Genomic DNA, 26946 nt, shown 5'->3' on the forward strand with positions numbered 1-26946 from the left:
CGCGGGCCGCCGCTGGGTTCAGGCCGCGTTCAGGGCTTGACGCGCTGGGCGCGCATCACGGCCGGGGCGCGCTTGAGCGTGCGCAGCACGTCGGCCAGGTGCAGCCGGTCGCGCACGCTCAGCAGCAGGCGCATCTCCACGCTGTCGCCGCCATGCTCGTCGCCCATGTCGATGTGGGTGATGTCGGCCTCGGCGGCGCTCACGGCCGAGGCCACGCGCGCGAGCACGCCCTTGCCGTTCTGCACCAGCACCAGCACCGCGGCCTCGAAGGGGCGGGTGATGTCCTCGGCCCATTCCACGGGCAGCCAGTGCTCGGCGTCGCGCTCGTGCAGGCGCCGCGCCACGGCGCACTCGGCGGTATGCACCGTCAGGCCCTCGCCGCGGCCCAGGTAGCCGACGATGGAGTCGCCGGGAATGGGGCGGCAGCAGCGTGCCAGCTGCACCGAGGTGCCCTCGTTGCCGTCGATGGTGACCACGCCCTGCGAGGGCGCGCCTTCCTCGCGCGCGGCAAAGCGGCCCATGGTCAGCGTCACCGCGTCGGGGCGCTGGCCCTGCTCGTGCATCAGCTGCGCCAGCCGCTTGGCCACGATCGTGGCGATCTTCTTGCCCAGGCCGATGTCGGTGAGCAGCTCCGCCGGGCCGCGGTTGCCGCTCCAGCGCGTGAGCGCCTGCCACAGCGCCGCGGCCTGGGCGTCGGGCTCCTCCATGGGCGGCAGCTGCAGGCCTTCGGCGCGCAGCGCCTGCGCCAGCAGCTTCTCGCCCAGCGTGCGCGACTCCTCCTGCTCCATGTTCTTGAGGTAATGGCGGATCTTGGAGCGCGCGCGGCCCGTGCGCACGAAGTTCAGCCAGGCCGGATTCGGGCGCGCGCCCGGCGCGGTCACGATCTCCACCACGTCGCCGCTCTTGAGCTCGGTGCGCAGCGCCACGGGCTCGCCGTTGACGGTGGCGGCCACGGTGTGGTCGCCCACGTTGGTGTGGATGGTGTAGGCGAAGTCCACGGGCGTGGCGCCGCGCGGCAGCGCCAGGATCTTGCTCTTGGGCGTGAAGACGTAGACCGCGTCGGGGAACAGGTCGATCTTGACGTGCTCCAGGAACTCGTTGGCGTCGCGCGTCTCGTCCTGGATGTCCACCAGCGACTGCAGCCACATCGCGCCCAGCCGCTGCGCCTCGCCCAGGCCGTTGTCGTCCTTGACCTTGTACATCCAGTGCGCGGCGATGCCGCTCTCGGCCACGGCGTGCATGGGCTCGGTGCGGATCTGGAACTCCACCGCCGTGCCCAGCGGGTTCACCAGCGTGGTGTGCAGCGACTGGTAGCCGTTGGCCTTCGGGATGGCGATGTAGTCCTTGAAGCGCCCGGGCACCGGCTTGTAGAGCTGGTGCAGCACGCCCAGCGCGTGGTAGCAGTCGTACAGCTCGGGCACGACGATGCGGAAGCCGAAGATGTCGTTGACCTGCGCGAAGCCGGTGTGCTTCTCGCGCATCTTCATGTAGATGGAGTAGACCGTCTTCTCGCGCCCGGAGATCTGGGCCCTGAGCTTGGCGTTGGCGAAGGCCTTCTCCACGTCGCTGCGGATGCGCTCGACGATGTCGCGCCGGTAACCGCGCGCGCGCTGCACGGCCTTGGCCAGCGCCGCGTGGCGCCACGGATGCAGGTACTGGAAGCTGAGCTCCTGCAGCTCGCGGTAGCTCTGGTTCAGGCCCAGGCGATGCGCGATGGGCGCGTAGATGTCCAGCGTCTCGCGCGCGATGCGCCCGCGCTTGTGCGGCGCCATCGCCGCCATGGTGCGCATGTTGTGCAGCCGGTCGGCGAGCTTGATGAGGATGACGCGCACGTCGCGCGCCATGGCCAGCAGCATCTTGCGGAAGGACTCGGCCTGCGATTCCTCGCGGGTGCTGAAGTGCAGCTTGTCCAGCTTGGTCAGCCCGTCCACCAGGTCCGCCGTGGCGGCGCCGAAGCGCTCGATGAGCTCGGGCTTGGTGATGCCGCAGTCCTCCATCGCGTCGTGCATCAGCGCGGCCATGATGGCCTGGGCATCGAGCCGCCAGTCGGCGCACAGGCCGGCCACCGCGATGGGATGCGTGATGTAGGGCTCGCCGCTGGCGCGGAACTGGCCCAGGTGCGCCTCGTCGGCGAACTTGTAGGCCTCGCGCACCTTCTTGATGTCCGCCTTGCTCAGGTAGGACAGCTTGTCGGTGAGCGCGGCGAAAGAGGCCACTTCGGGCGAGCGCGACGGCGCCTGCGAAGGGGCGCGCGAGCCCAGTTGGAGCGCGGACGGCAAAAGATCGGCGGCGAAGGAACGAATGCCCATGAAGCGAATTTAGCCTGTCATCGCCCCCCGCATTCGCGGCAGGCCCAAATGAGAACGGGCGCCATAGGCGCCCGTCGGGAAGATGTCTCAGTCGCTCAGACCGGCACCTTGCGCAGCATCTCCAGGCCCACCTCGCCGGCGGCGATCTCGCGCAGCGCCGTCACGCCCGGCTTGTTCTTGCTCTCGAGCTTGGGCGCATGGCCCTGGCTCAGCATGCGGGCGCGGTAGGTGGCGGCCAGCACGAGCTGGAAGCGGTTGGGGATCTTCTGGAGGCAGTCTTCGACGGTGATGCGGGCCATGCGTGCTTCCCCTTCAGAGAAATAGCTCGGGAGTTCAGATGAGATCCAGCGCGGCGAACACCTGCGACTTGCTGCGCTTCTGTGACGCGTACTTCAGGCGCTGGGAGTGGACGACGGTCTTCAGATCAAAGAGCGCCGTCTCAAAGAGGGCGTTGATTATAACGTAGTCGAAATGCCGGGCCTGGGCCACCTCGTGGCGGGCATTGATCATGCGCTGCGCGATCACCTCCGGATGGTCCTCGCCGCGGCGCTGCAGGCGCTGGCGCAGCTCCTCCCAGCTCGGCGGCAGGATGAAGATCAGCACCGCGTACGGAAAGATCAGCTTGATCTGCAGCGCGCCCTGGTAGTCGATCTCCAGCACCACGTCCTCGCCGGCCTGCAGCCGCGCCTCGATGGCGTTGCGCGAGGTGCCGTAGCGGTTGCCGTGCACCTCGGCCCATTCGAAGAAGTCGCCGTGCTCGATCATGGCGTCGAACTGGGCGTTGCTGATGAAGTGGTACTCGCGCCCGTCCTGCTCCTGGCCGCGCGGCGCGCGCGTGGTGTGCGAGACCGACACCGCCAGGTGCGAGTCCAGCTCCAGCAGCGCCTTGACCAAGCTGGATTTGCCCGCGCCGCTGGGCGCGGCGACGACGAAGAGGTTGCCCGGGGTTTCCATGCCGATTCCGTTCCTGTGCTGCGTCACTCGATGTTCTGGACCTGCTCGCGCATCTGCTCGATGGCCACCTTCATCTCCACCGACACCGCGGTGAGCTCCAGCGCCGCGGACTTCGAGCCCAGCGTGTTGGCCTCGCGGTGCAGCTCCTGGATCAGGAAGTCCAGCCGCTTGCCCAGCTCGCCGCCCTTTTCCAGCAGCCGCTCGATCTCGTCCAGATGCGCCTTGAGCCGCGACAGCTCCTCGGCCACGTCGATGCGGATGGCGTAGGCCGCGGCCTCGGTCAGCGCGCGCTCGGCCTGCGCCTCGGCGCTGACCGACGCGCCGGCGCCGGCCGTCTGCAGCGCCTCGCGCCAGCGCTCCAGGAAGCGCTGCTGCTGGCGCTGCACCACCTGCGGCACCAGCGGCTCGGCCTGCGCCGCGAGCTCGCGCAGGCGCTGCACCCGCTCCATCAGGATCGCCACCAGCCGAGCGCCTTCGCGCTCGCGCGCCTCGCGCAGGCCTTCGACGGCGGCGCGCGCGGCTTCGAGCACGGCCTCGTCGGGCTGCTCGCTGCTGCCGCCGGTGCGGCACCATTGCAGCACCTCGTGCACCGACAGCGGCGCGGCCTTGGACAGCCAGCCCTGTACCGTGCTCTCCAACCGCGACAGCAGGCTCAGCTGCTCCGGCGTGGGCCGCGGCCAGCCGCCGTCGCCCTCGCGACCGGTGGTCAGCCGCAGCTCGACCTTGCCGCGCTTGACGGCGCCGCTGACCAGCTCGCGCAGCGCCGGCTCCAGCCCGCGCAGCTCCTCGGGCAGCCGCAGGCTCAGGTCCAGGAAGCGGCCGTTGACCGAGCGCAATTCCACGCTGGCCCTGCTGCCCACCACGCCCGTTTCCGGATTCGTGGCCCCGCCCGCGCTGGCGCTGGCGTAACCGGTCATGCTGTAAACTGGCATCGCGTTTATCGCATTGCAAAATTCGATTATGTCAAAGCCCAAGCCGGCCCCGTTGCCAGCCGGCACCGTGGTGGGCGGCTACCAGATCGTCAAGAAGCTGGCGGCCGGGGGCTTCGGGGTGGTGTACCTGGCCGAGGATGAGCAGCGCCATCTCGTTGCGCTGAAAGAGTATTTGCCCTCTTCGCTGGCCGAACGCGCCCCCGGTGAGCTCGCGCCGCGCGTGCGTGCCGACAAGCAGGCGCTCTACCGCCTAGGTCTCAAGAGTTTCTTCGAAGAAGGCCGCTCGCTGGCCCAGATCAGCCATCCCAGCGTGGTCTCGGTACTCAATTTCTTCCGCGAAAACGAGACCGTGTACATGGTGATGAATTACCTGCAGGGCGACACGCTGCAGGACTTCATCGTCACCGCGCGCGACCTCAAGCGCGACAAGGTGTTCCGCGAGTCCACCATCCGCAGCCTCTTCGACGAGGTGCTGCGCGGGCTGCGCATCGTGCACCAGCACAAGATGCTGCACCTCGACATCAAGCCCGCCAACGTCTTCATCACCGACGACAACCGCGCCGTGCTGCTGGACTTCGGCGCCGCGCGCGAGGTGCTGGCCAAGGAGGGCGACTTCATCCGCCCGATGTACACCCCCGGCTTCGCCGCGCCCGAGATGTACCGCCGCGACGGCACGCTGGGCCCCTGGACCGACATCTACGCCGTGGGCGCCTGCATCTACGCCTGCATGCAGGGCTACCCGCCCAACGACGCGCCGCAGCGCCTGGAAAAGGACCGCCTGGCACTGAGCCTTTCGCGGCTGCGCAACATCTACTCCGACAACCTCATCGAGGTCACGGAGTGGTGCATGTCGCTCGATCCGCTGTCGCGTCCGCAAAGCGTGTTCGCGCTGCAGAAGGAGCTCGGCCGCGAGACCGAGCGCCGCTACACCAAGCTCTCCTTCAGCGAGCGGCTCAAGCTGCAGATCGAGAACCTCAAGACCGGGAGCAAGGTCTGAGCGCTGCCGCAAGGCAGCCGCGGGCGGGACGGCCATGAAGTTCAGCGTCTTCCAGCTCAGCCGCAAGGGCGGCCGCCTCAAGAACGAGGACCGCATGGGCTACTGCTACACGCGGGAGGCGGGCCTCTTTGCGCTGGCCGACGGCATGGGCGGCCACCCGGAGGGCGAGGTCGCGGCGCAGCTGGCGCTGCAGACGCTGGCCGGGCTGTTCCAGCGCGAGGCGCTGCCGCGGCTGGCCGATCCGCAGCGCTTCCTGCAGGACGCGCTGCTGGCGGCGCACCAGCAGCTGCTGCGCTATGCCGGCGAGCGCGCCATGACCGACACGCCGCGCACCACCATGGTGGCCTGCGTGCTGCAGGGCCGCCATGTCTACTGGGCGCATTGCGGCGACTCGCGGCTGTACCTGCTGCGCCAGGGCCAGCTGCTGGCACGCACGCGCGACCACTCCTACGCCGAGCTGCAGCGCTCGCTGGACCCGGCCGGGCCCAAGCGCAACCGCAACGTGCTCTTCACCTGCCTGGGCAGCCCGGGCCGGCCGGTGCTCGACGGCGGCGGGCCGCAGCGGCTGTGGCCCGGCGACCGCGTGCTGCTGTGCTCGGACGGGCTGTGGAGCAGCGTGGCCGATGCCGACATCGCGCGCGTCCTGGCCTCGGCGCAGCCCCTGGCCGACGCCGTGCCCGCGCTGGTGCAGCAGGCGCTGGATGCCGCCGGCGCGCGCAGCGACAACGTCACGGCGCTGGCGCTGCAGTGGGAGGCGCCCGAGGAGGCGCACGAGGACGCCAAGGATCACGGCGTGGGCTTTTCCTCCACCATCCAGCCCGCCGAGGCGCCGCCCCAGGCCGCCGACGAGTTCGACGACGAGGAGATCGAGCGCTCCATCCGCGAGATCAACGAAGCCATCCGGCGCTCCGCGCAGCGCCGCCCCAAGTAACCCATTCATTTCCTGGAGAAGCATGACCGTGTTTGAACGCACGCAAGCCCGTGCCGCGGACGCCCTGCGCCCGGTGCGCATCACCCGCCGCTACACCCGCCACGCCGAGGGCGCCGTGCTCGTCGCGTTTGGCGACACGCAGGTGCTGTGCACCGCCTCGGTCGAGGAGCGCGTGCCGCCGCACAAGAAGGGCAGCGGCGAGGGCTGGGTCACGGCCGAGTACGGCATGCTGCCGCGCGCCACCCACACCCGCGGCGCGCGCGAGGCGGCCAAGGGCAAGCAGAGCGGCCGCACGCAGGAGATCCAGCGCCTCATCGGCCGCTCGCTGCGCGCGGTGTTCGACCTGGCCGCCCTGGGCGAGCGCAGCATCCTCATCGACTGCGACGTGCTGCAGGCCGACGGCGGCACCCGCACCGCCGCCATCACCGGCGCCTACGTGGCCGCGCACGACGCGGTGAGCTGGCTGCTGGAGCGCGGCCTCATTCAGCGCTCGCCGCTGCGCGACGCGGTGGCGGCCGTCTCGGTGGGCCTGGTCGAGGGCACGCCGCTGCTGGACCTGGAGTACGTGGAGGACGCAGCCTGCGACACCGACATGAACATCGTCATGACCGGCAACGGCGGCATCGTCGAGGTGCAGGGCACGGCCGAGGGCGCGCCTTTCAGCCGCCAGCAGCTCGACGCGCTGCTGGCCCTGGGCGCCCAGGGCATCGCCGAGCTGGTCGAGCTGCAGCGCCGCGCGCTGGCCGAGGTGCTGGCATGAGGCTCGTCCTGGCCTCCAACAACGCCAAGAAGCTGGCCGAGCTGGGCAGCCTGTTCGCGGGCCTGCCGGTGGAACTGGTGACGCAGGGCTCGCTGGGCATCGCCGAGGCCGAGGAGCCGCACATCAGCTTCGTGGAGAACGCGCTGGCCAAGGCCCGGCACGCGGCGCAGGCCGCCGGCGGCGCGGCCATCGCCGACGACTCCGGCCTGTGCGTGGACGCCCTGGGCGGCGCGCCCGGCGTGGTCTCGGCGCACTACGCGCCGGTGGAGCTGCCATCGTGGCTGCCGCGCGAGGCCTACCGTGAGCGCCAGGATGCCGCCAACAACACACTGCTGCTGCAGCGGCTGCAGGGCAGCGAGGACCGGCGCGCGCGCTTCGTGTGCACGCTGGTGGCGCTGCGCCATGCACAGGACCCGGAGCCGCTGATCGCCTTCGGCCGCTGGGAGGGGCACATCCTGGAGCAGCCCGCGGGCGAGGGCGGCTTCGGCTACGACCCGCTGCTGTTCATCCCGGCGCTGGGCCAGGCCGTGGCGCAGCTCGATGCGGCGGTGAAGAACGCGCACAGCCACCGCGCGCTGGCCGCGCGCCAGATGGCGGCGCTGATGCGGGAGGCCTGGCACCTTGGCTGAACATCACGAGCCGGCCGCGCCCGGCACGCCCGCGGCGGCGCCGATCCGGCTGCTGCGCCCCGGCGCCATCGCGCTGCAGGCGCTGCCGCCGCTGTCGCTGTACGTGCACCTGCCCTGGTGCCTGCGCAAGTGCCCGTACTGCGACTTCAACTCGCACGAGGTGCGCGGCGGCGGCGAGCTGGCGCCGCAGACGCAGCGCGACTACCTCGACGCGCTGATGGCCGACCTGGAGGCCGCGCTGCCGCAGGTCTGGGGCCGGCGCGTGCACAGCATCTTCATCGGCGGCGGCACGCCCAGCCTGTTCGAGCCCGAAGCCATCGACCGGCTGCTGATGGACATCCGCGCCCGGCTGCCGCTGGAGCCGGGCTGCGAGGTCACGCTGGAGGCCAACCCCGGCACCTTCGAGAAGGACCGCTTCAGGAGCTACCGCGCCGCGGGCGTGACGCGGCTGTCCATCGGCGTCCAGAGCTTCGACGACGCGATGCTGCAGGCGGTCGGCCGCGTCCATGACGCCGGCCAGGCGCGCGCGGCGGTGGCGGAGGCGGCCGCCGCCTTCGACACCTTCAACATCGACCTGATGTACGCGCTGCCCGGGCAGAGCCTGCCCATGCTGCAGCGCGACCTGGACGAGGCGCTGTCCTTCGCGCCGCCGCACCTGTCCATCTACCACCTGACGCTGGAGCCCAACACCCGCTTCGCCACGCGCCCGCCCGAGGGGCTGCCGGACGACGACCTGGCCTCCGACATGCTGGACCTGCTGGTGCAGCGCACGGCCGAGGCCGGGCTGCAGCGCTACGAGGTCTCGGCCTTCGCGCGCCCCGGGCACCGCTGCGTGCACAACCTGAACTACTGGGAGTTCGGCGACTACCTGGGCATCGGTGCCGGCGCGCACGGCAAGATCAGCTTCCCCGACCGCATCGTGCGCCAGCAGCGCTGGCGCGAGCCCGCCACCTACATGGCCAAGGCGCGCGAGGGGCAGGCCGTCTCCAACGAGCAGGCCGTCACGCCCAAGGAGCTGCCTTTCGAGTTCGTGCTCAACGCGCTGCGCCTGAAGGAGGGCTTCGAGCTGAGCCGCTTCAGCGAGCGCACCGGGCAGCCGCTGCAGGCGATCCAGCGCGCGCTGGCCGAGGGCGAGCGCCGCGGCCTGCTGGAGCGCGAAGGGGACGTGGTGCGGCCGAGCGCGCGGGGCTTCGACTTCCTGAGCGACCTGCAGGCGCTGTTCCTGCCGGGAGGCTGAGGCCGGGATCGCGGGCAGCACGCCCTGCATCCGGCGGTGTATTGTCAACCACCAGTCAACAGTTTTCTCACTCGACGGCCTTAGAGTGAGAAAACTGTAAACCCTTGGTGAACAAACCGGCCCGCGCCGCGGTACGGGCGCCTCATTCCAAATTCCTGTGGTTGTGAAATGACCCGTTCGTCCTGAGGTATCGAAGGACGAATCCGTAAGGCTGGTGCAGCGCCTTGGAACCGCTGGCTCTCCGGGACGCTCGTACTGGTATCGAAGTGCGAATCCGTGAGGCTCTCGCGGCCTGGCTTACAGCAGGGGCCGTTCATCCTTCGACGCGCCACAGGCGCGCCCTGTGCTGAGGTACCGAAGCATCAGGACGAACGGAATACGTCACTGGCAAGCGCGAGTTGGAATCAAACCCGGTGCGTGGGCCCGCTGGCGGTGGCGGCGAGCTGCTCCATCAGCCGCGCGCCGATGCGCTGCAGCGGCAGCACCTCGTGCGCGGCGCCGTGCGCGATGGCCTCGCGCGGCATGCCGAAGACGACGCAGCTGGCCTCGTCCTGGCAGATGTTGTAGGCGCCGGCGTCGCGCATGAGCTTCATGGCCTTGGCGCCATCGGCGCCCATGCCGGTGAGCATCACGCCGAAGGCGTTGGGGCCGGCCACGCGCGCGGCCGACTCGAACAGCACTTCCACCGAGGGCTTGTGGCGGTTGACCGGCTCGCCGTCGCGCACGCGCGCGATGTAGTTGGCGCCGCTGCGCTCCACGCTCAGGTGCAGCCCGCCGGGGGCGAGGTAGGCGTGGCCGGGCAGCAGCCGCTCGCCGTCGGTGGCCTCGCGCACCGTGAGCCGGCACAGCGAGTTCAGCCGCGCGGCGTAGCTGCGCGTGAAGCCCGGGGGCATGTGCTGCGTGATCAGCACCGCCGGAGAGTCCGGCGGCAGGCTGGTGAGCACCTCGCGCGTGGCCTCGGTGCCGCCGGTGGAGGCGCCGATGAAGATCAGCTTCTCGGTGGACAGCCGGCCCAGGCCGCGCGGTGCGACGACGGGGGTGGTTGCAGCCGGGGTCGCGGCCCGCTGCGCTTCCGCGGTGGGCGCCGCGCAGGGCGGCTGCACGCGGCGCCAGATGCGCGAGCGCGCGGCGGCGCGGATCTTGTCGCAGATCTCGTCGGAGAGCTGGTGCAGGCCCTCGGCCACGCCCAGGCGCGGCTTGCTCACGAAGTCCACGGCGCCGAGCTCCAGCGCGCGCATCGTGGCCTCGGCGCCGCGCTCGGTCAGCGTGGACACCATCACCACCGGCGTGGGGCGCAGCCGCATCAGCCGCGCCAGGAACTCCAGCCCGTCCATGCGCGGCATCTCGATGTCCAGCGTCACCACGTCGGGCGAGACCTCGCGGATGAGCTCGCGCGCGGCGAAGGGGTCGGCGGCAGTGCCCACGCACTGCATGTCGCTCTGGCGGTCGATGAGGGTCTTGAGCAGCGAGCGCACCAGCGCCGAGTCGTCCACCACCACCACACGGATTGCTGCCATGTCGGTTCCAGTCAGAAAAGTTCGATCGAGCCGGCGTCGGAGGGCACGGCCTTGGCCGCGGCGCGCTCCTGCGCCAGCAGCTGTTCGCCCATGGCCGTGGGTGCCAGGCGCTTGACCTTGGCGCGGCCGCTGGCGGGCTCGAAGCACACCTTGCGCGGGTACACGTCCAGCACGTCGGAACTCACGACGGGAATGCGCTCGGTCTTGAGGTAGTCCAGCACGAAGCGCGTGTTGCGCTCACCCACGTTGAGCGTGGTCATGCCCCCGAGCACGGCCCCGCCGCCGAAGACCTTGGCCTCCAGCGCCGAGCGCGAGGCGCCGCGCTTCATCAGCTCATTGATGAGCAGTTCCATGGCGTACAGGCCGTAGCGGCCACCGTCGCCGGCATCGGGCAGCATGAAGTGGTTCATGCCGCCGACGCGCCGGTCGCGGTCCCACAGGCACGCGGCGATGCACGAGCCCAGCGTGGTCATGATCAGGATGTTGTCCTGGTCGTGCACGAAGTACTCGCCCGGCAGCACCTTCACGGCCTCGCGGCGGAAGTGCGCGTCGTAGAAGAAGAAGGAGGCCTCGCCGGGCTTGCGGCGTTGCGAGCGCAACTCGTCCAGCCGAGCCGAGCTCTGCAGGCTGCCTGACATCGCAAGGGGGGACGCCGCCATCACACGCGCTCGTAGATGGTCTTGCCGCGCAGCTTGAAGAGCGTGCGCGCGTCGCCGAAGTTCTCCGAGTGGCCCACGAACAGCAGCGCGCCGGGCTTCATGGCACGGTGCAGGCGCTGCAGCACCTGCATCTGGGTCGGGGCGTCGAAATAGATCATCACGTTGCGGCAGAACACCACGTCGAAGGGCTCGCCCAGCTCCCAGTGGGTGCTCATGAGGTTGAAGGGAAAGAAGTTCAGCAGCCGTGCCACTTCGGGCTTGACCTTCATGCGCCCGGCATTGGCGCCGGTGCCGCGCAGGAAGTGGCGCTTGAGGCGTTCGGGGCTGAGGCCGCGCGAGCCGGCGTCGTAGATGCCGCGCTGCGCGGTGGCCAGCACCTTGGTGTCGATGTCGCTGGCCAGGATGCGCACGCCCTGCGGGTTCGGGGCGTACTCCAGCACCGTCATCGCCAGCGAGTAGGGCTCCTCGCCGGTGGAGGCGGCGCAGCACCAGATGCGCTGGATGTGGCTGCCGCGGCGGCGCAGCTCCTCGGCCAGCGCGTGGAAGTGGTGCTCCTCGCGGAAGAAGGCGGTGAGGTTGGTGGTCAGGCAGTTGACGAACTCCTGCCACTCGGTGTCGGCCGCCGGGCCGCGCGCGCTCTCCAGCGCGTGCAGGTAGTCGGCGAAGCTGCGGTGCCCGGTCTCGCGCAGCCGGCGCGAGAGCCGGCTGTAGACCATGGCCTGCTTGCCCGCGTGCAGGCTGATGCCCGCTCGCTGGTAGATGAGCTGGCGCACGCGCTCGAAGTCGGCACTGCCGAAGGGGAACTCGCCTTCGGGGGGCACGGCAACGGGAGGAGGGGAAAGGCTCATGGCAGGGTGAAGGGCGATACCGATGGCCGCGCGCCGGTGCGCGGGGAAGCGGGCGGCGGCTCAGCCCTCGCCAGTCTGCACTCCCGGTGCGACTTCCAAGGGCCGAACAACGCTTACAAGGTGTCGCAATTCACGCCGCCAGGCCGTACGTGCCCTGAGCTGCGGCGGATGCCGGGCTGCCGAACCTTCAGTCCCTGAAGTTCTCGAAGCCCAGCGGCAGGTCGATGTCCTTGCGCAGCAGCGCGATGACGGCTTGCAGGTCGTCGCGCTTGGTGCCGCTCACGCGCACAGTGTCGCCCTGGATGGAGGCCTGGACTTTGATCTTGCTCTGCTTGATGAGCGATTGGATCTTCTTGCCCGTCTCGGCGTCGATGCCGGCCTTGAGCTTGACGAGCTGCTTGAGCTTGTCGCCGCCGATCTTCTCGGGCTTGGCGCTGTCGTCGAGGAAGCGCACGTCCACGTTGCGCTTGGTGAGCTTGGCCAGCAGCACGTCCTTGACCTGGCCGAGCTGGAAATCGCTGTCGGCGTAGAGCGTGAGCTCCTTGTCCTTGCCCTTGTCGGCGAGCTCGACGCGCGCGTCGGAGCCCTTGAAGTCGAAGCGGGTGCCGATTTCCTTGTTGCTCTGGTCGACGGCGTTGCGCACCTCGACGAGTTCAGGCTGGAGGACGGTATCGAAACTGGGCATTTGGGAGGGGTAAAAGAGGGGATCGGCGAAAATTCTGCCATGCAGCAATCCCTGTCCATCGAGCGCGGTCTGAGCCTGCGGCCCTACAACAGCTTCGGCCTGCCCGCGCAGGCGCGCCAGCTGGTGCGCATCCGCAGCGACGCCGACGTGCGCCGCGTGCTGGACCATCCCGAGCTCGGCCGCGCTCCGAAACTGGTGCTGGGCGGCGGCAGCAACACCGTGCTCACGCGCGACGTGGCGGCGCTGGTGCTCAAGGTCGAGGTGTCCGGCATCCGGCTGGTCGAGGAGCGCCCGGACGCCTGGATCATCGAGGCCGGCGCCGGCGAGAGCTGGCACGGCCTGGTGGAGTGGACGCTGGCGCACGGCTTCCCCGGCCTGGAGAACATGGCGCTGATTCCCGGCACCGTGGGCGCCTCGCCGGTGCAGAACATCGGCGCCTACGGGCTGGAGCTCAAGGACCGCTTCGAGTCGCTGGACGCGGTGGACCTGGTCACGGGGCGCAGCGTCACGCTCAGCGCCCACGCCTGCCGCTTCGGCTACCGCGACAGCGTCTTCAAGCAGGGCGGCTTCGCCGGCCTCGCGGGCAAGAGCCTCATCACGCGCGTGCGTTTCAGATTGCCGCGGCCCTGGCAGCCGGTGCTCGGCTACGTCGATCTGGAGAAGAAGATGGCCGAAACCGGTGTGCATGAGCCGGACGCCCGCCAGATCTTCGACTGGGTCTGCGCCATCCGCCGCGCCAAGTTGCCCGACCCGGCGGCCATCGGCAATGCCGGCAGCTTCTTCAAGAACCCGGTGGTCAGCGCCGAGCAGTGCCGCGACATCATCGGCCGCGACCCGCACATCGTGCACTACCCGCTGGCCGACGGCCGGGTCAAGCTGGCCGCGGGCTGGCTCATCGACGCCTGCGGCTGGAAGGGCAAGAGCATCGGGCGCGCGGGCGTGTACGAGAAGCAGGCGCTGGTGCTGGTCAACCGCGGCGGCGCCAGCGGCGCGGAGGTGCTGACGCTGGCGCGCGCCATCCAGGAAAGCGTCTACGGCCGCTTCGGCATCCGGCTCGAACCCGAGCCGGTGGTGGTGTAGCGGACGCCGTCCCACAAAACTTCCCGTTCGGGCTGAGCCCTTCGACAGGCTCAGGGCGAACGGGATCAGGAAATCACACCGTCTCGTCCTGCAGCAGCCCGCACTGCTGCAGCGCCTGGCGCGTGGCCGGCAGCAGCGCGCTCCAGCGCTGCAGTGCCGCGATCAGCGCCGCGGGCTCGGCGGTCGAGGCGTTCTTCTCGACCTCGACGGCCGCCTGCGCCAGCCCCGGCAGGCCCAGGTTGAGCGCGGCGCCCTTGGCGGCATGTGCGGCCTCGCGCAGCTCGCTGCGCAGGGCCGGCTCCTGCGCGCGCACGGCGTCGGTCGCCGCGGCATCCGCCTCCGGCGCGCCGGAGGCGGTGGCCTCGTCGGCCGCCAGCGCGTCCTGCAGCGCGTGCAGCTTCTGCGACAGCTCCGGGATCTGCACGCCCAGATCGTCCAGGTAGCGCTGCACCAGCGAGCGGTAGTGCGGCGCCGACAGCACCTGGGCCACGCCGGTGGCGGTGGCCTCGTCCACCAGCACCGGGTCGGCGGCCGCGGCCGCAGCCGCCGGCGTGGCGGCGCTCTCGGCTGCCGCGCCCTGGGGCTGGCGCGTGCGGGCTTGGCGGCGCATCACCTGTGCCAGCTGCTGCAGCGTCACGGGCTTGGTGAGCACGTCGTTCATGCCGGCATTGAGGCAGCGCTGGCGCGTCTCGGGCAGGGCGTCGGCGGTCAGCGCCACGATGGGCACCTGACCGGCCGGCGCGGGCAGGGCGCGGATGGCCTGCGTCGCCCCGGCGCCGTCGAGCACGGGCATGTGCAGGTCCATCAGCACCAGGTCGAAGCGCTGCTCGGCCACCGCCTGCACCGCGTCCACGCCGTTGCGCACGATGCGCGCGCGGTGGCCCAGCCGGTCCAGCAGCGCGCCGAGGTAGCGGCGGTTGATCTCGTGGTCCTCGGCCACCAGCACGCGCAGGCCCGCCACGAGCGTGCGCTCCTCGGCCTCGGGCAGCGCGGGCTCCTGCGCCTCCACCAGCGGCAGCACCAGCGTGAAGGAGCTGCCCGCGCCGGGGCTGCTCTGCACCAGCAGGTCACCGCCCATGAGCCGCGCCAGGTGGCGCGAGATCTCCAACCCCAGCCCCGTGCCGCCATGGCGGCGCGGCCCGCCGGTCTGCACGAAGCGCTGGAACAGCCGGCTCAGCGTGTACTCGTCCATGCCGATGCCGGTGTCGGTGACGGCGCATTCGAAGGTGCCGCTGACGTTGCCCAGGCGCACGTTGAGCGTCACCGAGCCGCTGTCGGTGAACTGGATGGCGTTGTTCATCAGCTTGGTGAGCACCTGCTTGAGCCGCGTGCCGTCGATCTCCAGGGCCGAGGGCAGCTCCGGCGCGACGTGCACGCGCAGCGCCAGGCCCTTGGCCATGGCGCGCGGGCGCATCACCGCCTCGACATCGGCCACCAGCGGGCGCAGCGCCACCGGCTCGCTCAGCAGCGCCAGCGTGCCGGCCTCCAGCTTGGACATGTCCAGGATGTCGTTGAGGATGGACAGCAGGTGGTCGGCGGCCTCGCCGGCGGTGCGCAGGTACTCCTGCTGGCGCGGCTCCAGCGGCGTGTCGCGCAGCAGTGCCAGCATGCCCAGCAGGCCCTGGAAGGGCGTGCGGATCTCGTGGCTCATGTTGGCCAGGAAGGCGCTCTTGGCCTGGCTGGCGGCTTCGGACTCCTGGCGCGCCTCGCGCAGCCGTTGCGCCAGCAGCTCCACCCCGGCGCTGCGCTGGTCGAGCTTCTGGCGCTGGCGCAGCAGCCCCAGGGCCAGTGCCAGGGCGCCGCCGGCCAGCAGCAGCGTCAGCGCCAGGTCCACGCGCACATGCTCGGCCACCAGCGCGTGGCGCTGCGCGATCTGTGCGGCCACCTGCTGCGCGCTGTCGCGCGACAGGATGCGGATGGGCTCGTCCAGTGCCTCCAGCTCCTGCTGCAGCGCGCGGTGCGACTCCTCGCTCAGCCGCGCCTTGGGCTGCGCGCCCAGGTAGAGGTCGGCGCGCTCGACGAAGTCGCGCAGCACGCGCGCGGAGCGCTCCAGCTCGGGGCTGTGCTCCATCAGGCGCTGCGCCTGCTCGCCTTCGAGCAGGCCCACGCGGCCGACGAAGGCCTCGTAGCGCTGCTGCAGGGAGTCGCCGTCGCGCGCCGGCCCCGGCGGCGCGCGCCACAGGCTGCGCAGCTCCAGGTAGTCGCTGTGCAGCTGCTGCAGGCCCAGCAGCAGGTAGTCGTCCTGGTACTCGGCCAGGCGGTGCAGGCGCTCGACCTGCTGCCACTGGATCACGCCCACGCCGGCCAGGGCCGCCAACGCCACGGCCAGCCAGCGCAGCAGCCGCGCGCGCACGTTGCTGCGCGCGGGAGTGTTCATGGAATTGCCGCCCGCATCGGGCGCCGCAGGGCCAGAGGAAGGCGCCGCGCCTGCGACGGCGTGACTCCGGCCGGTGGAGGGAGACTGCAACTCGGGACTCTCAAGGCTCGGGACTCCAGGCGCACGGCGCGCGTGCGCAACCAGCCGATTATGGCCGCCACCCGCAAGCGGCCCCGGCGACGCGCCTTCAGCCCGCTGCGGCACCCGGCGCGGCTGCGGGCTGGGCCTTGATCACGCCGTCGGCGACGAGCTTCTTGATCACCGTCTCCTGCATGCCGAAGGCGCGGATGAAGCCCTCCAGCGGCATGACCACCTGCTGCGTCGGCGTGGTGGTGAACTCCTGCTTGCCGTTGGAGCCCGGCGCCGGGGTGACCGTGCCCAGCTCCAGCCGCACCAGCGGACCGGTGACGGTGATGTTGAGGACGGTGTCGGCGAAAGTCGTTTGCATGGGGAAAAGCTTCTTGGTCGTGGTGGTGGTTGGGGCCGGGCCTCAGGCGATCACGAGGAAGTCCGAGGCGCTCAGCGCGGGATGGCTGGTGGTGCCCAGCAGCGCGATCTGCCGGGCCGCGCCGGCGCCGGAGCCGTCCGCGTCGTAGTACAGCGCGCCGGTGGCGCCGTTGTAGATGACGCGGTCCAGCGCGTCGAGCGCCGCGCTGCCGTTGACGAAGGCACTCGCGCCCAGGGCCGTGCCGGCCAGCGTGCCGGTGATGCCCAGCGCGTAGAAGTCGTCGTCGAACACGATCTTGTCGCTGCCGGCCGTGAAGTCGGTGATCGTGTCCACGCCGTTGGCGGTCGCGGCGGTGTTGAAGACGAACTGGTCTGCGCCCGCGCCGCCGGTGAACACGTCGTTGCCGCCGGCGCCCGAGATGGTGTCGTTACCGGCGAAGCCCATGAAGGTGTTGACGTTGGCGTTGCCGGTGAGCACGTCGCCGCGCGTGTCATTGAGCATGAAGCGCAGGAAGTTGCCCCAGCCCGTGTCCTGCAGGAAGGTGAAGCGCTCGGTGGTGTAGGTGCTGCTGATCGAGGACAGCGGCAGGTAGACGCTCAGGCCGTTGGCGCCGGCGACGGTGCCGCTGGAGGACAGCACCGCGGCGTCCAGTGCCGCCACCACCTGCTGCGCGGCGCCGGCCACTGCCGTGCCCGGCAGGGTGGACACCACCTCGCGCATGAAGTCGCCCAGGTCGCGGTAGCCGGAGTCGCCGCCGTCGATGGCCGTGGCGCGCGTGGCCGCGGACACCAGCTGGCCGGCGATGCCGCTGCCGGCGTTGATGGCCGCGGTGCTGAAGGCGTCGATGGCCGTCTTCAGCGCGGCCAGGCTGCTGGTGCGCGTGGCCGAGAGCGTGACGTCGGGCTGGCCGGCGTAGTAAGCGCCGTAGGAGCTGACCATGGCGTTGGCCAGGTTGAACGCGGTGGAGGAGGGGTTGCTCGCCAGCGTGCCCAGGAAGTCCTGGTACTCCCAGCCGTCGCCGGGTTCGAGCTCCTGCGAGGCCACCAGCACGTCGGTGAGGCCGTTGACGTCCCAGGCCTGCTCGACCATGCCCTGCAGGCAGGCGTCGAAGCCCAGCAGGTCGAAGCGCGCCACGTTGGAGGCATCCACCGCCGCGCGGTACTCGGCCAGCGTGAGGTTGTCGCCGCCGCTGCTGTCGTCCCAGGCCGTGCCCGAGAGGCCGCCGCCGTGGTTCCACACGATCAGCCCGTAGTGGCTGGCGGGGTTGGCGGCCACGGCGTTGTTGATGAACTGCGTCAGCGTCGCGCCGTCGCCGGTGTTGCGCTCGCCCAGCGAGGTCAGCGTGGAGCCCAGCGTCGAGGTGTTGGTGTCGTAGCGGATCGAGCCCCAGCGCGTGTCGGTCCAGTTGCCGTTGCTGCTGTCGTAGCCGCCGGCGCGGTCCACCAGCACCACCACGTTGACGTTGGCCGGCAGGTTGACCGACTCCATTTCGTTGAGGTCAGCGATGCCGAAGCCTTCGAGGTTGTTGTCGGCCGCGACATAGACCAGCACCGTCCAGCTGTCGAGCTGGTTCGCGGCGGCGGTGCGGAAGTTGAACTGCGAGCTGGAAGTGAGGCCGGCGAAGCTGTTGCCGGCCAGGTCCTTCACCACGCCGGCGCCGAAGGTGACGCTGTAGTCGGTGTTGAGGGCCAGGTCCGCGCTGGGATTGAGGGTCAGGGTCGAGCCGTTGAAGCTGACCTGGCTGGTGTCGGTCACCGAGATCGCGCGCGTCACGCCGCCGCCGGTGAGGTAGATGGTGCCCGTGCCCGCGCGCACCGCCTCGCTGAACTCGATGCTGAGGTTGGACGACGCGGCCACGCCCGTGGCGTTGTCCGCGGGCGAGGTGGCCAGCAGCGTGGGTGCCGTGGTGTCGGTGCCCTGGGCCGTGAGCCGGACCTGGTAGCTGCCCGTGGCGGCCGAGAAGGCGCCCACGGAGAGGTAGAAGGTGCCGCTTTGCGTGGCCGTGAAGGTCACGAGCGCGTTCGTGCCGGTGCCGCCGTCGTCGTCGCTGGTGCCGGGCACGAAGGCGCCGCTGGCGTTGTACAGGCCCTGGATCAGCGGGTCCGCCAGGGTGCCGTTGCCGGTGGCCGAGCCCAGCGCCTCGATGCGGTAGGTGGTGCCGGCGCTGAGCGAGACGCGGAACCAGTCGGCGTCGCCGACCGTGTCGATGACGCTGCTGTGCGTGCCGCCGGGCGCGAGCACGGCGGTGGTGGTGACGTTGGCGGGCAGGTCGGTGGAGGCGGTGACGGCGTTGACCGCCACCGAGTAGCTGCCGGTGCCGTCGTTGGCGGCATGGACCGCGACGTAGTAGGTGCCGGTGGCCGTGGCGGTGAACAGCGTCTGCGCATCGGGCGTGCCGGCGCTGTTGTCGTTGCCGGTGCCCACGATGATGCGGCCGCTGGCGTCGTACAGGCCGCCGATCTCCGGGTCGGCCAGCGTGCCGGAGCCGCTGTCGGCGCCGCGCGCGGTGATGCGGTAGGTCTGGCCCGCGGTCAGCGCGACGCGGAACCAGTCCACGTCGCGCGCGAAGTCGATGCTGCCCGTGCGCGCCGTGCCCAGCGTCAGCGCCGCCGTGGTGGCGGTGCTGGCGGCCTCGGCATCCGTGACCGTCGGCGTCAGCGCCGTCAGCCGCAGTTCGTAGGCGCCGATCTGCGTGCCGAAGCCGCCGGCCGCCAGGTAGTAGGTGCCGCTGGCCGTGGGCGTGAAGGTCACGCGCGAGTTGGTGCCGATGCCGTAGTCGTCGTTGCTGGTGCCCGCGATCAGCGTGCCCGCGGCGTTGTAGATGCCGCGGAAGTAGGGGTCCATCAGCGGGCTGGCGGCGGTGGTGTCGGCATTGAGCTCGATGACGTAGCTCTGCCCGGCGGTGAGCGAGGCGCGCACCCAGTCCACGTCGTTGGCGGGCGTGATCAGGCTGCGCAGGCTGCCGCCCGCGGCCAGCGTGGCGGTGGTGGCGGTGCTGGCCGCGATGTCGGTGTTGGCGCTGCCCGTGACCAGCAGCTGGTAGCTGCCGGTGCCGGAGCCGTAGCCCGCGGCGGACACGTAATAGGTGCCGCTGGCCGTGGGCGTGAACACCACGCGCGACTCGCGGCTGCCGCCGTAGTCGTCGTTGCTGGTGCCGGCCACGCGCACGCCGCTGGCGTCGAAGATGCCGTCGAGCAGCGGGTCGCCCAGCGTGCCCACGCCGGAAGGCGCGCCCTTGAGCGTGATGGTGTAGGTGCTGCCCGCGGTCAGCGCGACGCGGAACCAGTCCTGGTCGCCGGCGGACTCGATGTTGCCGCTGCGCACCGTGTTGAGCGCGGCGCTGCCGCCGGTGGCCGTGGAGGCGGCGAAGTCGTCCGAGGAGGCCCGCACCCGGTAGCTGCCGGTGCCGCTGCCGTAGGCGCCGGCACTGAGGTAGTAGGTGCCGGTGGCGGTGGGCGTGTAGGTCAGCAGCGCATCCAGGCCGGTGCCGCCGTCGTCGTCGGAGGCCAACTGCACGCCGCTGCCGTTGTAGAGGCGCAGCAGCGGATCGGTCAGCGTCCCGTTGCTGCTGTCCTGGCCCAGCACTTCGAGCCGGTAGGTCTGCCCGGCATTGAGCGTGATGCGGAACCAGTCGGCGTCACCGGCGCTGTTGATGTTGCCGCTGCTGCTGCTGTTTGCGGCCAGCGTTCCCGTGGTGGCGGTGGAGGCGGCGTAGTCGTCGGCCACCGTGGCCCGGACCTGGTAGCTGCCAAGGCCGGTGCCGTAGGCGCGCACGCCGAGGTAGTAGGTGCCGCTGGCGGTGGCGGTGTAGCTCAGCAGCGAGTTGCCGTTGGTGCCGCCGTCGTCGTTGGAGCCCAGCGCCGTGCCGCCGGCGTTGTAGAGCGTGAGGTAGGGGTCGCCCAGCGTGCCGTTGCTGGTGCCCGCGCCCAGGGCTTCGAGCCGGTAGCTCTGGCCGGCGGCGAGCGTGACGCGGAACCAGTCGATGTCGTTGGTGCTCTCGATGCGGCCCGCGGCGCTGCCGCCCACGGCGAGGCTGCCGCTGGTGGCGGTGGAGGCGGCGTAGTCGTCCGCCACGGAGGCGCTGATCTGGTAGGTGCCGGTGCCGCCGCTGCCATGGGCGATGGCGCCCAAGTAATAGGTACCGCTGGCGGTGGCGGTGTAGGTCAGCAGCGAGTTCAGCCCCGCGCCGCCGTCGTCGTCGCCGGTGATGCGCGTGCCGGTGCTGCTGTAGAGCGCCAGCTCGGGATCGCGCAGCGTGCCGCTGCCGCTGTCGTAGCCGCGCAGCTCCAGCGTGTAGGTCTGGCCCGCGGTGAGCGTGACGCGGAACCAGTCGGCGTCGGTGGTGCTTTCAATGGTGCCCGCGGCGCTGCCGCCCACGGCGAGGCTGCCGCTGGTGGCGGTGGAGGCGGCGTAGTCGTCCACCACGGAGGCGCGGACCTGGTAGGTGCCGGTGCCGGTGCTGTAGGCGCGCGCGGCGAGGTAGTAGGTGCCGCTGGCGGTGGCGGCGTAGCTCAGCAGCGAGTTGCCGTTGATGCCGCCGTCGTCGTTGGAGGCCAGCGCCGTGCCGCTGGCGTTGTAGAGCGTGAGGTAGGGATCGCCCAGCGTGCCGCTGCTGGTGCCCGCGCCCAGGGCTTCGAGCCGGTAGTTCTGGCCGGCAGCGAGCGTGACGCGGAACCAGTCGACATCGCCGCTGCTTTCAATGGTGCCCGTGGCGCTGCCGCCTACGGCGAGGCCGCCGCTGGTGGCGGCGGAGGCGGCGTAGTCGTCCACCACCGAGGCGCTGACCCGGTAGCTGCCGTAGCCGCTGCTGTTGTGGGCAATGGCGGCGAGGTAGTAGGTGCCGCTGTAGGTGGCGGTGTAGGTCAGCAGCGAGTCCAGGCCCGTGCCGCCGTCGTCGTCGCGGGTGAGGCCCTGGCCGGCGCTGTTGTAGAGCAGCAGCTCGGGGTCGCGCAGCGTGCCGTTGCCGCTGTCGTAGCCGCGCAGCTCGAACCGGTAGAGCTGGCCCGCGGTCAGCGTGACGCGGAACCAGTCGGTGTCGTAGTTGGAGTCGAGGTTGCCCGAAGTGCTGCCGCCCAGGCTGACGCTGCCGGTGGTGGCGGTGGAGCCGGCGTAGTCGTCCGCCACCCGGGATACGGTGCGGGTGGTTGCCAAAGCCGTGTCCATGGCCTGTGGGTCCTGGGTCTGGCTGGTGCTGAGGAGATTGGTTTGGCTCATGGGATTGCCCGGCTGGGTTGGCGGCACAACCCGTGGAGAGGGATGAGGAGGGCGCCTGCGTGCCCGGCCGCGAAGGCAACGGCTTTCTGAAGGTCGCTAACAAATTAGCACACAGAGCAATAATTTGTCACTCCGTGTGTCAAGGCGAACGCAAATCCGCGCGGGCGTTTCCGCGCCGCGGATGGTTTGGGCCGGAGTCGGCTCGACTGGATCAGGCCGGGAGTCAGCCCGCGCGGATGGCCGCCAGCAGCTCCAACTCGACGGTGGCGTTCTTGGGCAGCTGGTAGGCGCCCACGGAGGTGCGAGCATGTGCGCCCGCCTCGTTGCCGAGCACGAAGCACAGCAGGTCCGAGGCGCCGTCGGCCACCTCGCTGTGCTGGGTGAAGTCCGCCGTGCACTGCACGTGCACGGTAATGCGCAGGATGCGCTCCACTTGGTCCAGCGAGCCCAGGCTGCGCTGCAGCAGCGCCAGGGCGCGCATGGCGCAGACCTTGGCCGCCTCCTGCGCCCGCGCCAGCGTCACCTCGGCGCCGGCGCGGCCCGTGACGAGCACGGTGTCGCCCACGCGCGGGATCTGGCCGCTGACGTGGACCTGGTCACCGTGGCGCACCAGCGGCACGTAATGGCCGCCGATCTTGATCTCGCCGTCGAAGCGGTGGCCCAGCGCCTGGGCGGCCTGCAGGAAACGCTGGTCGGCGGACATGGCTCTTCTCCTCGTGCGTATCGTCGTTCGATGTCAGAAGCGCGACCCGGGCTGCTTCAGGAACTCGACTTCCTCCGGCGTCGAGGCCCGGCCCAGGAGGGCGTTGCGGTGCGGGAAGCGTCCGAAGCGCTGGATGATGACGTGGTGCTTCTTCGCCCACTCCTCGTTGTCCGCCAGCGACGGCTCGGCGGCGCTGAGCGCGGCATAGAGGCGCAGCGCCTCCTCCTGAGAGCGAAGGTCCTCGGCGTGCTCGAAGGGCAGGTAGGCGAAGACGCGCTGCAGCGGCGCCAGCGCCTGGTCGAAGCCGCGCCGCACCATGTCGCGCGCGCCGGCCAGCGCCTGCGCATCGCCGGCGAAGGCGCGCGGCGTGTCGCGGAAGGCGTTGCGCGTGAACTGGTCCAGCACCAGCACGCGCGCCAACGCGGTCTCGGGCGCGGCCTGCCAGGCGTCGAGCCCGCCCCGCAGCGCGGCCTCGATCAGGGCGCCGAAGCGCTCGCGGATCTCGGTGTCGAAGGCGGTGCTCTTGGTGAACCACTGGGGGCGTGCCGCCAGCGGTGCCGGGCCGAACCAGAAGTCCAGGACCGCCTGGGCCTCGGGAGCGGTGGCGCTCACGCCCCGCGCTCCAGCAGGTCCTGCGTCTCGGGATGGCGGCGCATGTAGGAGGCCACGTAGCTGCACAGCGGCCGCACGCTCAGGCCCTCGCTGCGCGCCCACTCCAGCGCCTGCCGCACCATCGCCGCGGCCACGCCCTGGCCGCTCAATGCCTCGGGCACCTCGGTGTGGACGAAATCGACGCCGCCGTCGCGCCGGCGGTACTGGCACAGCGCCAGCGCGCCCTGCAGGCTGCACTCGAAACGGTTCTGGTCGGGGTTGTGCTGGACGGGAGGGTTCATCGGCGGGGTTCCACAAGCCAGGATCGGCCCATTGTGGCGCCGCCGCGGCCGGCCCCGGGCCGGGGAGGGCGGCTCAGGGCGTGAGCTTCACCGGCTCGATCTGCACCGAGTGCTCGCCGTCGCCAACCCAGACGATGCCGTCCTGCACCGTGACCTGCAGGTTCATGCCGCGCTGCGCCAGCGCCGCCAGCGCCTGGCTCTGCTCGGCCGGGATCTGCCACACGCTGATGTTGGGCGCACGCGAGAGCTTGCCCTGCAGCGGCGCCCACCACACCGGCGTGGAGGCGGCGTAGGCGATGACGGTGACGCGCTCGGCGCGCCCGGCGGCCTTGATGAGCCGACGATCGTCGGGCTGGCCCAGCTCGATCCAGTGCAGCAGCTGCCCGGTGAGGTCCTTGTGCCACAGCGCGGGCTCGTCCACGTCGGACAGGCCCTTGGTGAATTCCAGCTGGCCATGCGTGTCGTCGGCGGACACGTGCAGCGCGAAGGCCAGCACCCGCATCATCAGCCGCTCCTCGGTCTCGGAGGGGTGGCGCGCCAGGGTGAGCGAGTGGTCGGCGTAGACATGGCGGTCCATGTCGGCCAGCTGCAGCTGGACCTTGTAGATGGTGGACTTCAGCGCCATGCGCGGGCTCCGCGGGAAAAGGACATCGGAAAAACTTCTTGAGGGTTGCGGTGGGGCAGCGGGGCGCGACTGTGCCACAGCCGAAAATCGGCCCGTACCGGAGACGCCCATGAATCTGGCCTCGAAGCCTTCAGCCCTTGAACGCGCCACGCGCTCGGATGCGCAACGCCTGGGCCGTCCGCTTACCGGCTGGCGGCTCAAGCTCTACACCGTCATCTTCGAGGCCGACACCCCGGCCGGCCGCACCTTCGATTTGCTGCTCATCAGCCTGATCCTGGCCAGCGTGACGGTGGTCATGCTCGACAGCGTGGCGGGCTATCGCCAGCGCTGGGGCCCGGTCTTCGACGCGCTGGAGTGGGCCTTCACGGTGCTGTTCACGCTGGAGTACATCGCCCGGCTGTCGTGCGTGATGCGCCCGCTGCGTTACGCGCGCAGCATCTTCGGGATCATCGACCTGCTGGCCATCCTGCCCACGTACCTGTCGCTGCTGGTGCCGGGGCTGCACGCGCTCATCGACGTGCGCGTGCTGCGGCTGCTGCGGCTGTTCCGGGTGCTCAAGCTCGGGGCCTACGTCGAGGAGTACGGCATGCTGGGCCGGGCGCTGCTGGCGAGCCGGCGCAAGATCCTGGTGTTCCTGTCCTTCGTGCTGCTGGTGATGGTGGTCATGGGCACGCTGATGTACGTGGTGGAGGGCCCGGCCAATGGTTTCCACAGCATCCCCGTGTCGGTGTACTGGGCCATCACGACCATGACCACCGTGGGCTTCGGCGACATCACGCCCAAGACCGAACTGGGCCGCTTCATCGCCTCGGCGATGATGCTGCTGGGCTGGGGCACACTGGCCGTGCCCACCGGCATCGTCAGCGCCGAGTTCACGGCGCTGCGCGTGCGCCGCGAGCCCACCACGCGCACCTGCCCGGCGTGCCTGAGCGTGGGCCACGAGCCCTCGGCCCGCTTCTGCCGCGACTGCGGTGCGCGGCTGCCGCGCTACTTCACCGACACCGAGGCCTGAGGCGCCTTGGTCTTCTCAAGCTTTTGCGTTTCGCCAGAAAGGTTCCCATGCTGCCCCCGCCCTTCACCGACCCGGCCCGGCTCGATGACGTCCTGCGCGCGCAGGGCCACGCGGTGCTCTCGCCGCAGGCGCTGCAGACGCTGCTGCACGCCGGGCCCGATGCGCTGCAGGCCTGGCGGCCGTTCTGGGACCGGCTGCCGCCCGACGCCTACCTGCGCGACGGCGGCCGCTACCGGCGCCGGCGCCACGCCAACTACGTCGTCAGCGACGGCCAGGTGCGGCCCGTGCCGCACCGCGCCCACTGGCAGCCCGTCGAGTACAACGCGCTGCACGGCGGCATCGAGCGCTGGTTCGAGCCGGTGGAACCGGCGCTGGAGGCCGATGCGCTGTGGATGCCGCTGCTGCGCCTGCTCGCGGCCCGGGCCGACGCGCTGCGCGGCGTGCAGCCCTGGTACGTGGAAGCGCATGCCTTCCGCATCGACACCACCGACGGCATCGGCCGGCCCACGCCCGAGGGCGCGCACCGCGACGGCGTCGATCTGGTGGCGGTGCTGCTGGTCGATCGCCAGGGCGTCAAGGGCGGCGAGACGCGCGTCTTCGACGCCAACGGCCCGCAGGGCCTGCGCTTCACCATGAGCGAGCCCGGCTCGCTGCTGCTGCTGGACGACACCCGCGTCATCCACGAAACCACGCCCATCCAGCCCGCGGGCGAGATCGGCTGGCGCGACACCCTGGTGGTGACGCTGCGCAAGGGCGGCTTCCAGGGGCCGGCGGACCCGCTGCACCGCTGAAGCCGCCGCCCGCACAGGCCGTGGCGCCGCCCGGGCGTCACGGCTTGTGACACCGCTCCATGCTGCACTGCGTCAAAGTCACGCCCCTTCGCAGCCTGGAGCCTCATGAACTCGCTCGTCACCGCCCCCTGGGACCTGAGCCCGGACACGCTTCTCGGCGCGACGCTGGTGCTGATCCTGGCGGCGCTGCTGGGCGAGGGGCTGTGGCGGCTGCTGCACTGGCCGCGCCTGATGGGCTACGGCGCCGTGGGCACCGTGCTGGCCATCTTCGGCGGCGGCGCCAGCGGCAGCGAGACCGCGCTGCGGCTGGTGGTGGACATGGCGCTGGCGCTGTTGCTGTTCGAGGCCGGCGCGCGGCTGAACCTGCGCTGGCTGCTGCGCAACCCGGCGCTGCTGGCCACCAGCATCCTCGAATCCCTGCTCACGGCGCTGGCGGTGTACGCGCTGGCGGCCTGGCTGGAGGTGCCGCACAACGTGGCGGTGGTGCTGGCCTTCATCGCCGTGAGCGTGTCGCCGGCAGTGGTGCAGCGGGTCATTGGCGAGAGCGACGCCGCCGGGCAGGTCACGGAGCGGCTGAGCACGCTCAGCGCGCTCAACACGCTCTATGCCGTGCTGCTGCTCAAGGCCCTGAGTGCCGGGCTGCGCCTGGGAAATCCCGGCTGGGAAGAGGCACTGCTGCCGGTGCTGGTGGGCTTTGCCGGCTCCATCGTGCTGGGCGCGCTGCTGGGCTCGGCGCTGGGGCTGATCGCGCGGCGGCTGGACCTGCGCCAGGACAACGCCGTGGCGCTGCTGCTGGGCTGCGTGCTGCTGGCGCTGGCCGTGGCCAAGACGCTGCAGCTGTCCACGCTGCTGGTGCCGCTGCTGGCGGGCATCTGGCTGCGCAACCGCCATCCGCGCCCGTGGGTGTGGCGGCGCCAGTTCGGCAGCGCCGGCGGCGTGCTGGTGATGGTGCTGTTCGTCACCGCCGCCTCGGCCTGGTCGCCGGCGAAGCTGCCCGAGGCCATCGGCGTGGCCGCGGCGCTGCTGGGCGCGCGCGCGCTGGCCAAGCTCGCCGCCGTGGCGCTGCTGGCCCCGGCCAGCGGATTGAGCTGGCGCCAGGCCGGCTGCCTGGGCGCGACGCTGCTGCCGATGTCGGCCACGGCCTGGCTGCTGGCGCTGGACTTCGCCGCGCTGCACCCGGCCAGCGCGGCGGATCTCATGCCGCTGCTGCTGAGCATGCTGGCGCTGCTGGAGCTGCCCGCGCCGCTGGTGCTGCTCTACGGGCTGCGCCTGGCCAACGAGGCGGAAGTCCACGAGCAACCGCGCTGAGTTGTGGAGTGCATGACAGAGAACCGTTCGCCCTGAG

General features: G+C 70.9%; 24 protein-coding genes. 9 read left to right on the plus strand and 15 right to left on the minus strand.

Going from position 1 to position 26946, the window contains the following annotated elements:
• Positions 1 to 29: 29 nt before the first annotated feature.
• From HHL10_RS03555 to HHL10_RS03570, 4 genes are all read right to left on the minus strand, one after another.
• Positions 30 to 2309 carry a RelA/SpoT family protein gene (locus HHL10_RS03555; protein WP_169158974.1) on the minus strand — a complete coding sequence of 760 codons (2280 nt, stop codon included), beginning with the start codon at positions 2307 to 2309 and terminating at the stop codon, positions 30 to 32.
• Positions 2310 to 2404: 95 nt separating this feature from the next.
• The gene (gene rpoZ / locus HHL10_RS03560) at positions 2405 to 2608 is read right to left on the minus strand and encodes a DNA-directed RNA polymerase subunit omega (RefSeq protein ID WP_169158975.1); all 204 of its coding nucleotides are present in this window, start codon (positions 2606 to 2608) and stop codon (positions 2405 to 2407) included.
• A gap of 34 nt (positions 2609 to 2642) precedes the next feature.
• Positions 2643 to 3263: a guanylate kinase gene (gene gmk / locus HHL10_RS03565; RefSeq protein WP_169158976.1), complete on the minus strand. Its 621-nt coding sequence runs from the start codon at positions 3261 to 3263 to the stop codon at positions 2643 to 2645.
• Between the two features lie 23 nt (positions 3264 to 3286).
• Positions 3287 to 4195 carry a YicC/YloC family endoribonuclease gene (locus HHL10_RS03570; RefSeq protein WP_169158977.1) on the minus strand — a complete coding sequence of 303 codons (909 nt, stop codon included), beginning with the start codon at positions 4193 to 4195 and terminating at the stop codon, positions 3287 to 3289.
• Positions 4196 to 4223: 28 nt separating this feature from the next.
• On the opposite strand from HHL10_RS03570, the gene HHL10_RS03575 reads away from it, so the two are divergent.
• From HHL10_RS03575 to hemW, 5 genes are read left to right on the plus strand one after another with little or no spacing between them, the layout of a single operon-like run.
• The gene (locus HHL10_RS03575) at positions 4224 to 5192 is read left to right on the plus strand and encodes a serine/threonine protein kinase (protein WP_169158978.1); all 969 of its coding nucleotides are present in this window, start codon (positions 4224 to 4226) and stop codon (positions 5190 to 5192) included.
• 34 nt (positions 5193 to 5226) lie between these two features.
• Positions 5227 to 6123 (plus strand): PP2C family protein-serine/threonine phosphatase, encoded by an 897-nt coding sequence (locus HHL10_RS03580; RefSeq protein ID WP_169158979.1) that lies wholly within the window; start codon positions 5227 to 5229, stop codon positions 6121 to 6123.
• A 22-nt stretch (positions 6124 to 6145) separates the two neighbouring features.
• Positions 6146 to 6883 (plus strand): ribonuclease PH, encoded by a 738-nt coding sequence (gene rph, locus HHL10_RS03585; protein WP_169158980.1) that lies wholly within the window; start codon positions 6146 to 6148, stop codon positions 6881 to 6883.
• A complete protein-coding gene (locus HHL10_RS03590; RefSeq protein WP_169158981.1) occupies positions 6880 to 7512 on the plus strand; it encodes a non-canonical purine NTP pyrophosphatase in 633 nt (210 codons plus the stop codon). Before rph ends, HHL10_RS03590 begins: the two co-directional genes overlap by 4 nt.
• Complete coding sequence (gene hemW, locus HHL10_RS03595) at positions 7505 to 8749, plus strand: radical SAM family heme chaperone HemW (protein ID WP_169158982.1); 1245 nt, start codon at positions 7505 to 7507, stop codon at positions 8747 to 8749. The genes HHL10_RS03590 and hemW overlap by 8 nt, the downstream gene beginning before the upstream one ends.
• A gap of 404 nt (positions 8750 to 9153) precedes the next feature.
• On the opposite strand, the gene HHL10_RS03600 is transcribed toward hemW, so the two are convergent.
• The 4 genes from HHL10_RS03600 to HHL10_RS03615 form a co-directional block, all read right to left on the minus strand.
• Positions 9154 to 10266: a protein-glutamate methylesterase/protein-glutamine glutaminase gene (locus HHL10_RS03600; protein ID WP_169158983.1), complete on the minus strand. Its 1113-nt coding sequence runs from the start codon at positions 10264 to 10266 to the stop codon at positions 9154 to 9156.
• Positions 10267 to 10277: 11 nt separating this feature from the next.
• Positions 10278 to 10925: a chemoreceptor glutamine deamidase CheD gene (cheD, locus tag HHL10_RS03605; RefSeq protein WP_169158984.1), complete on the minus strand. Its 648-nt coding sequence runs from the start codon at positions 10923 to 10925 to the stop codon at positions 10278 to 10280.
• Positions 10925 to 11773 (minus strand): CheR family methyltransferase, encoded by an 849-nt coding sequence (locus HHL10_RS03610; RefSeq protein ID WP_169158985.1) that lies wholly within the window; start codon positions 11771 to 11773, stop codon positions 10925 to 10927. Before HHL10_RS03610 ends, cheD begins: the two co-directional genes overlap by 1 nt.
• A gap of 187 nt (positions 11774 to 11960) precedes the next feature.
• A complete protein-coding gene (locus HHL10_RS03615) occupies positions 11961 to 12458 on the minus strand; it encodes a YajQ family cyclic di-GMP-binding protein (protein ID WP_169158986.1) in 498 nt (165 codons plus the stop codon).
• A gap of 51 nt (positions 12459 to 12509) precedes the next feature.
• On the opposite strand from HHL10_RS03615, the gene murB reads away from it, so the two are divergent.
• On the plus strand, positions 12510 to 13538 hold the full coding sequence (gene murB, locus HHL10_RS03620; RefSeq protein WP_169159304.1) for a UDP-N-acetylmuramate dehydrogenase: 1029 nt from the start codon (positions 12510 to 12512) through the stop codon (positions 13536 to 13538).
• A gap of 73 nt (positions 13539 to 13611) precedes the next feature.
• Here the strand turns inward: murB and HHL10_RS03625 are convergent, their stop codons facing one another.
• The 7 genes from HHL10_RS03625 to HHL10_RS03655 form a co-directional block, all read right to left on the minus strand.
• Positions 13612 to 15915 carry an ATP-binding protein gene (locus HHL10_RS03625; RefSeq protein ID WP_169158987.1) on the minus strand — a complete coding sequence of 768 codons (2304 nt, stop codon included), beginning with the start codon at positions 15913 to 15915 and terminating at the stop codon, positions 13612 to 13614.
• Positions 15916 to 16102: 187 nt separating this feature from the next.
• A complete protein-coding gene (locus HHL10_RS03630; protein WP_169158988.1) occupies positions 16103 to 16363 on the minus strand; it encodes a hypothetical protein in 261 nt (86 codons plus the stop codon).
• 42 nt (positions 16364 to 16405) lie between these two features.
• Entirely contained in the window at positions 16406 to 21526 is a 5121-nt protein-coding gene (locus tag HHL10_RS03635; protein WP_169158989.1) for a pre-peptidase C-terminal domain-containing protein, read from the minus strand.
• A gap of 274 nt (positions 21527 to 21800) precedes the next feature.
• Positions 21801 to 22280 (minus strand): RidA family protein, encoded by a 480-nt coding sequence (locus HHL10_RS03640; protein ID WP_169158990.1) that lies wholly within the window; start codon positions 22278 to 22280, stop codon positions 21801 to 21803.
• A 33-nt stretch (positions 22281 to 22313) separates the two neighbouring features.
• A complete protein-coding gene (locus HHL10_RS03645; RefSeq protein WP_169158991.1) occupies positions 22314 to 22892 on the minus strand; it encodes a DUF924 family protein in 579 nt (192 codons plus the stop codon).
• A complete protein-coding gene (locus tag HHL10_RS03650; protein WP_169158992.1) occupies positions 22889 to 23173 on the minus strand; it encodes a GNAT family N-acetyltransferase in 285 nt (94 codons plus the stop codon). The genes HHL10_RS03645 and HHL10_RS03650 overlap by 4 nt, the downstream gene beginning before the upstream one ends.
• A gap of 73 nt (positions 23174 to 23246) precedes the next feature.
• Positions 23247 to 23798 (minus strand): YaeQ family protein, encoded by a 552-nt coding sequence (locus tag HHL10_RS03655; protein WP_169158993.1) that lies wholly within the window; start codon positions 23796 to 23798, stop codon positions 23247 to 23249.
• Between the two features lie 109 nt (positions 23799 to 23907).
• On the opposite strand from HHL10_RS03655, the gene HHL10_RS03660 reads away from it, so the two are divergent.
• The 3 genes from HHL10_RS03660 to HHL10_RS03670 all read left to right on the plus strand — a co-directional run bounded on the left by HHL10_RS03660 (position 23908) and on the right by HHL10_RS03670 (position 26909).
• A complete protein-coding gene (locus tag HHL10_RS03660; RefSeq protein WP_169158994.1) occupies positions 23908 to 24810 on the plus strand; it encodes an ion transporter in 903 nt (300 codons plus the stop codon).
• Positions 24811 to 24857: 47 nt separating this feature from the next.
• Entirely contained in the window at positions 24858 to 25601 is a 744-nt protein-coding gene (locus HHL10_RS03665; protein ID WP_169158995.1) for a 2OG-Fe dioxygenase family protein, read from the plus strand.
• 105 nt (positions 25602 to 25706) lie between these two features.
• Positions 25707 to 26909 carry a cation:proton antiporter gene (locus tag HHL10_RS03670; RefSeq protein WP_169158996.1) on the plus strand — a complete coding sequence of 401 codons (1203 nt, stop codon included), beginning with the start codon at positions 25707 to 25709 and terminating at the stop codon, positions 26907 to 26909.
• The last annotated feature ends 37 nt before the right edge of the window (positions 26910 to 26946 follow it).

This window comes from Azohydromonas caseinilytica, assembly GCF_012927045.1.
Taxonomy (GTDB): Bacteria; Pseudomonadota; Gammaproteobacteria; order Burkholderiales; family Burkholderiaceae_C; genus Azohydromonas; species Azohydromonas caseinilytica.

What these genes read in the sequence shown, in the direction of transcription:
- rph (WP_169158980.1), top strand. Translation starts at nt 6,146, where the DNA reads ATGACCGTGTTTGAACGCACGCAAGCCCGTGCCGCGGACGCCCTGCGC.
- HHL10_RS03570 (WP_169158977.1), bottom strand. Translation starts at nt 4,195, where the DNA reads ATGCCAGTTTACAGCATGACCGGTTACGCCAGCGCCAGCGCGGGCGGG.
- HHL10_RS03555 (WP_169158974.1), bottom strand. Translation starts at nt 2,309, where the DNA reads ATGGGCATTCGTTCCTTCGCCGCCGATCTTTTGCCGTCCGCGCTCCAA.
- HHL10_RS03625 (WP_169158987.1), bottom strand. Translation starts at nt 15,915, where the DNA reads ATGAACACTCCCGCGCGCAGCAACGTGCGCGCGCGGCTGCTGCGCTGG.
- HHL10_RS03615 (WP_169158986.1), bottom strand. Translation starts at nt 12,458, where the DNA reads ATGCCCAGTTTCGATACCGTCCTCCAGCCTGAACTCGTCGAGGTGCGC.
- HHL10_RS03635 (WP_169158989.1), bottom strand. Translation starts at nt 21,526, where the DNA reads ATGGACACGGCTTTGGCAACCACCCGCACCGTATCCCGGGTGGCGGAC.
- HHL10_RS03655 (WP_169158993.1), bottom strand. Translation starts at nt 23,798, where the DNA reads ATGGCGCTGAAGTCCACCATCTACAAGGTCCAGCTGCAGCTGGCCGAC.
- rpoZ (WP_169158975.1), bottom strand. Translation starts at nt 2,608, where the DNA reads ATGGCCCGCATCACCGTCGAAGACTGCCTCCAGAAGATCCCCAACCGC.
- HHL10_RS03580 (WP_169158979.1), top strand. Translation starts at nt 5,227, where the DNA reads ATGAAGTTCAGCGTCTTCCAGCTCAGCCGCAAGGGCGGCCGCCTCAAG.
- HHL10_RS03660 (WP_169158994.1), top strand. Translation starts at nt 23,908, where the DNA reads ATGAATCTGGCCTCGAAGCCTTCAGCCCTTGAACGCGCCACGCGCTCG.
- HHL10_RS03610 (WP_169158985.1), bottom strand. Translation starts at nt 11,773, where the DNA reads ATGAGCCTTTCCCCTCCTCCCGTTGCCGTGCCCCCCGAAGGCGAGTTC.
- HHL10_RS03575 (WP_169158978.1), top strand. Translation starts at nt 4,224, where the DNA reads ATGTCAAAGCCCAAGCCGGCCCCGTTGCCAGCCGGCACCGTGGTGGGC.
- HHL10_RS03630 (WP_169158988.1), bottom strand. Translation starts at nt 16,363, where the DNA reads ATGCAAACGACTTTCGCCGACACCGTCCTCAACATCACCGTCACCGGT.
- HHL10_RS03665 (WP_169158995.1), top strand. Translation starts at nt 24,858, where the DNA reads ATGCTGCCCCCGCCCTTCACCGACCCGGCCCGGCTCGATGACGTCCTG.
- HHL10_RS03670 (WP_169158996.1), top strand. Translation starts at nt 25,707, where the DNA reads ATGAACTCGCTCGTCACCGCCCCCTGGGACCTGAGCCCGGACACGCTT.
- cheD (WP_169158984.1), bottom strand. Translation starts at nt 10,925, where the DNA reads ATGGCGGCGTCCCCCCTTGCGATGTCAGGCAGCCTGCAGAGCTCGGCT.
- HHL10_RS03590 (WP_169158981.1), top strand. Translation starts at nt 6,880, where the DNA reads ATGAGGCTCGTCCTGGCCTCCAACAACGCCAAGAAGCTGGCCGAGCTG.
- gmk (WP_169158976.1), bottom strand. Translation starts at nt 3,263, where the DNA reads ATGGAAACCCCGGGCAACCTCTTCGTCGTCGCCGCGCCCAGCGGCGCG.
- HHL10_RS03600 (WP_169158983.1), bottom strand. Translation starts at nt 10,266, where the DNA reads ATGGCAGCAATCCGTGTGGTGGTGGTGGACGACTCGGCGCTGGTGCGC.
- HHL10_RS03650 (WP_169158992.1), bottom strand. Translation starts at nt 23,173, where the DNA reads ATGAACCCTCCCGTCCAGCACAACCCCGACCAGAACCGTTTCGAGTGC.
- HHL10_RS03640 (WP_169158990.1), bottom strand. Translation starts at nt 22,280, where the DNA reads ATGTCCGCCGACCAGCGTTTCCTGCAGGCCGCCCAGGCGCTGGGCCAC.